General features: G+C 34.7%; 1 pseudogene. It reads right to left on the bottom strand.

From position 1 onward, the window contains the following. Positions 1 to 1,709: pseudogene (locus tag HMPREF1984_RS06290) on the bottom strand (autotransporter domain-containing protein); the annotation flags it as partial.

The raw sequence follows: 1,709 nt of genomic DNA, 5'->3' as shown, positions 1-1,709 counted from the left end.
TAATGCCATCCAAGTTAAAGCAGCTGAATTATGATTCCATTTTATTCCTTGAGGAGCTGTTCTCATAGCATCCTGATAAGGTTTTAAAATATTTCCTGAAACTTCAAAGTATTTTGAAGTTGAGTTTTCTGCAGCTTCAACTCCATACAGTAATTCTGCTTTTTTCACATTAAGATGGCTTAATCCGTTAATTGGATTAGTTCCTCTTAATGTATCGATGTACATTCCTAAATTAGATATTAACGCATCTCCTCTAGTTCCAACCGGATCAGTAACTTTTTCAACATTTGTTATTGGAGTTCCATTTACTGTAACATTAATATCATTAGTTCCCTTAGGAGATTTTAATGTTACACCTGCAACTGTTTTTTCTAATTCTTTTCCTCCAGTAGGATCAAATGCTCCATCTCTTTCTGCTCCACCGCTAACTGTTATATCTCCATAGTTTACTATTGTTACATTAGTTTCTGGAGAATTTACTCTAAATACGGCAAAACCTTCAGGAGAGTTAATATTTATTGTTGCTCCTGCTCTATTTATTAATTTTGAATTATTACTTAAAACAACTGCTTTTACTCCTTTAGGTGATCCAACTGTTGTTATTGTTCCTTCATTTACTCCTGTTGCTCCATTATCAAGGTACATTCCTATTGTATTTTCTGCACTTAGATTTATTGTACCTTTGTTTGTTGCTGTTGATGAAGCTCCTGTTGCATACATTCCTATACTATCTTTTCCAGTTACATTAATAACTCCGGCAGGACCATTGATTACATTTCCTGAATCTGTTGTTCTATATCCAGCAGCCATTCCTATTCCAAATTTTTCAGCAGCTGTATCTGATGCACCTACTGTTATTGCAGCATTATTTGTTGCTGTTCCTCCAAGGATACTATAAACTCCAACATTTCCAGTTCCAGTTCCAAAATTAATATTTGCATTATTTGTGACTGTACCAGCACTGTAAACTCCATAGTTTCCTCCGCTAGTAGAAGTTAAAGTTGTGTTATTTGTTACTGTTCCGGCTTTGTTATTTGAGTATACATAAACTGCATCTTCTCCTAATGTAACGTTTGGAGTATTTGTTGTTAATGTTACTCCTGTTCCATTTTCATTTTGAACAACGAATCCGTATGCACTATTTCCAACTTTAATATCAGATGCATTAGATGTTATTGTTCCACCTTGTCCTACATAGTATACTCCCACTGCATCATTTGAACCAGTAGTTCCATTCTCACCAACAGATAATGTTCCACCATTTATTGTAACATTTCCACCTAGAGAGTATACGCCTGTTCCTCCAGAGCCAACTTTAGTTGTAGAAGTTGCTCCTAAATTAGCATTATATCCATAGATTCCAACTGTCTTGTCTCCACCTTCTATAGTTCCATTATTTTCCAATGTTATTGTATCTTTATCAGTATACATTCCTATATTAGGTGTATTTACATTAGACGAAGAAGCTAATTTTATTGTTCCGTTATTTACTGCTGTGTATGTTCCTGCTCCTGTTGCAAACATTCCTGTTGAATTCTGTCCTTGTAAATCTATTACTCCTGTTGTTGCTGAATTTTCCATAGTTTTAGAACCATATGGACTGTCAAATGACATTGCTATTACATTATTAGCAGCTGATTCTATTTTACCATCATTTACTATTCCACCACCAATTGCTGTATTAGTTCCTCTTCCATCAGCATTATCAG

Source organism: Leptotrichia sp. oral taxon 215 str. W9775, from assembly GCF_000469505.1.
Lineage (GTDB): Bacteria > Fusobacteriota > Fusobacteriia > Fusobacteriales > Leptotrichiaceae > Leptotrichia_A.
This window is presented reverse-complemented; position numbering and strand designations above follow the sequence as displayed.